The 2,828-nt window shown below is 61.5% G+C and carries 3 protein-coding genes and 1 pseudogene; 1 reads left to right on the top strand and 3 read right to left on the bottom strand.

The window, feature by feature from the left end; genetic code table 11:
- Both EOA85_RS31700 and EOA85_RS31695 read right to left on the bottom strand, forming a co-directional pair.
- Positions 1 to 1,147, bottom strand: a 1,147-nt coding sequence (locus EOA85_RS31700; protein ID WP_127212359.1) for a YcjX family protein, incomplete at its 3' end; no start/stop codon positions are given.
- Positions 1,148 to 1,212: 65 nt separating this feature from the next.
- Positions 1,213 to 1,716, bottom strand: a complete 504-nt coding sequence (locus EOA85_RS31695; RefSeq protein ID WP_127212358.1) for a histidine phosphatase family protein — start codon at positions 1,714 to 1,716, stop codon at positions 1,213 to 1,215.
- Positions 1,717 to 1,979: 263 nt separating this feature from the next.
- Between EOA85_RS31695 and dksA the strand changes: the two genes are divergently transcribed.
- Complete coding sequence (gene dksA / locus EOA85_RS31690; RefSeq protein ID WP_127212357.1) at positions 1,980 to 2,396, top strand: RNA polymerase-binding protein DksA; 417 nt, start codon at positions 1,980 to 1,982, stop codon at positions 2,394 to 2,396.
- A 91-nt stretch (positions 2,397 to 2,487) separates the two neighbouring features.
- Here dksA and EOA85_RS38280 read toward each other — a convergent pair.
- A pseudogene (locus EOA85_RS38280) lies at positions 2,488 to 2,828 on the bottom strand (hypothetical protein); the annotation flags it as partial.

The raw sequence follows: 2,828 nt of genomic DNA, 5'->3' as shown, positions 1-2,828 counted from the left end.
CCGCCGCCAGGGCGACCACGTCGACATCGGCGCCGGTGAAATTTGCTCGCGTCACGGCGCGATCGGCAAGCCGCCGCACGATCGCCTGCAGCCGATCGTGGCTTTCGTGATGCAGATGGTCCGCCTTCGTCGCCGCCACCAATATGCGGTCGATCCGCCTTGAAAAAAAGTCAGTCAGGAAATTGCTGCGGCCGGGGCGGAAACAGGCGAGGATTTCGGTCACCGCACGTTCGAGATCGGCCATCGCGCCGGGGCCTGCGTTCAGGGCCTGCAGGGCGTCTATCACCACGATCTGACGGTCGAGGCGCGTGATGTGCTCCCGGAAGAACGGCTTTACGACATATGTCTTGTAGGCCTCGTAGCGCCGCTCCATCATCGCCTGAAGCGACCCGGAACGCGCCCGCCGCTCACTCAGGCCCGGCAAGGGCGCGAAGGTCAGCGCCGGCGAGCCCTCAAGATCGCCGGGCATCAGGAAACGGCCGGGCGGCAGGGTCGAAAGCGCCCGCTCGTCAAGCTTGCATGCCTTGAGGTAAGCGGCAAAGCTCTCGGCGAGGCGTCGCGCCGTCATCTCGTCGGCGTCCGCATTCAGGTCGACTGCGGCGGAGAGCGAGCGCCATTCCTGCGAAAGGTCGGCGCGCACCGGCAGCACGGCCATCTCGAATGCTTCGCGCGAGAAATCAACGTAGGATTTACCGAGCAACGGTAGGTCCAGCAGCCATTCGCCGGGATAGTCGACGATATCGACCGACAATCTGCCTGATGAAAACATGCGGCTCCAGGCGGAGGCCGATTCATATTCGATGGTGAGCCTCAGCTCGGAAATGGCACGTGTCGAATCCGGCCACAGGCGATCGTTGACCAAAGCCGCTACGTGATCCTCGTACTGGAATCGCGGTACGGCGTCATCCGGTTGCTCTTCGAGGAAGGCACGGGCGATGCGTCCCGATTTCTGCGCCGAGAACAGCGGCAAGCGCCCGCCATGGATCAGATTGTGGACAAAGGCTGAGATGAACACCGTCTTGCCCGCGCGGGAAAGACCAGTGACACCCAGTCGCAGTGATGGCGAAAAAAGCCCGGTAGCGCGCCCTGACAGCGTATCCAGGGCAATCTTCGCCTCGTCGGTGAAAGTGGTCAGCGATGATGCCAAAATGCGGTCTCTCGGGGCTTCGGTACGATCCGATATAGACGCTGCTGCCCAGGTTTGAAATGGCGTCAGAGATCGGCCGGCGTCACGAAGGCTTCGAGATAGCCGGTGCCTTGCGCGGCGTTGGCAAGACTGGCCGGAAAGCAGACGACGGCAAGGCCGGAAGTCGGAAAGCCGTGATTCAGCATTCCCATCGCAGCCTCGTCGCCGTCGCCCGAAAGCGCGATAGTGAGATCTTCCGTCATCGGGTTGTGGCCGATGATGAGCAGCGAGCTAGGCCCGCCATTGCTGCGGATGAGGTTGAGATAGCCGGCGGCGTCCTCGCTGTAGAGCGTGTCCAGGAACAGGACCCGGCCTGTATCGGTTTGGCCGGCCAGACCTTCCAGGGTCTGGCGCGCTCGCTTTGCGTTGGAGCAAAGGGTGAGGTCCGGAATGTAGCTGCGGGCCCGCATGGCCGCACCCATCGTTTCGGCGTCGCCGACGCCCGATGCGTCGAGGGGACGATCGAAATCGCGCATGCCCGGCAGAGCCCACCCGGCCTTGGCATGCCTCAACAGATAAAGCTTGCTCACCGGCCCCTCGCTTGTGCCAAACACCGAAACTCATCAAAAGGCGATGCAGGATTAGCCATGAGAAACGCCTTGCGCACAATGGCCGCCACCCTTCAAACCCAACGAATCATACGCGAATTCGGTCGCGCCCTTCATGCGAATGATGCGGCCCATAGCATTTTGCCCGACATTAACAATTGCGTGAAACTGTCGTCGATTGCGCTTGTGCAGTATTCGGTCCGCGAATATATAGGCGCCAAAATTGGGGCTGTTGGGTGAGTCGAATGAACGACATCGTTACCGCCGATTACGTACCCTCCGAAAACGAGCCGTTCATGAACGAGCGGCAGAAATCCTACTTTCGCCTGAAGCTCGTCACTTGGAAGAACGACATACTGCGCGAAGCGCGCGAAACTCTCGAAATCCTACAGCAGGAAAACGCCAACCACCCCGATCTCGCCGATCGCGCCTCTTCGGAAACCGACCGCGCCATCGAACTTCGCGCCCGCGATCGCCAGCGAAAACTCATTTCAAAGATCGATTCCGCGCTTCAGCGCATTGATGAAGGCACTTACGGTTATTGTGAGGAAACCGGCGAGCCCATCGCGCTGAAGCGGCTCGATGCGCGTCCGATCGCGACCTTGTCGATCGAGGCGCAGGAGCGCCACGAGCGCCGCGAGAAGGTCTACCGCGACGACTGAAGCACAGGCGAATCGCCTAAAAGCAGCGAATTTTGTCATGGCCGGTCTCCGGCCATTTTTTTGCCTGTTCGCTGGCCCCGTTTCTGGCCGGTTATCTTTTCTGGCTGGAAAGCTCGCCTAGAAGCTTCGTCATCTCGTCATCGAGAGACGACGGCGCCTTTGCCGCCGGCTTGCTCTCCGGCGCGGGCTGCGGGACATCAAACGAGACCTCGAGCTCCCTCATCAGCGTATCGTCAATGGAATCCTGCTTTGCCGGGGAATCCTGTCTTGCCGGCGCTGGCGCGTGTCGAACGGCATTGGCGTAGGCGGGCAGCGGCGTGATGGTCGCCGATTGATGGCTTTGCGCTGGCTTCGGCGCTGGCGCTGGTGCAGTCTGATGGGGCCGGACAGGCGCCGGGGCCGCGCTTACCGGCTGCGGAGGCGGTGCTTGCC

It is taken from the genome of Mesorhizobium sp. M5C.F.Ca.IN.020.29.1.1 (assembly GCF_003997375.1).
Taxonomy (GTDB): domain Bacteria; phylum Pseudomonadota; class Alphaproteobacteria; order Rhizobiales; family Rhizobiaceae; genus Mesorhizobium; species Mesorhizobium wenxiniae.
The sequence above is the reverse complement of the archived record's forward strand: the minus strand, read 5'-3'. Positions and strand labels throughout refer to the sequence as shown.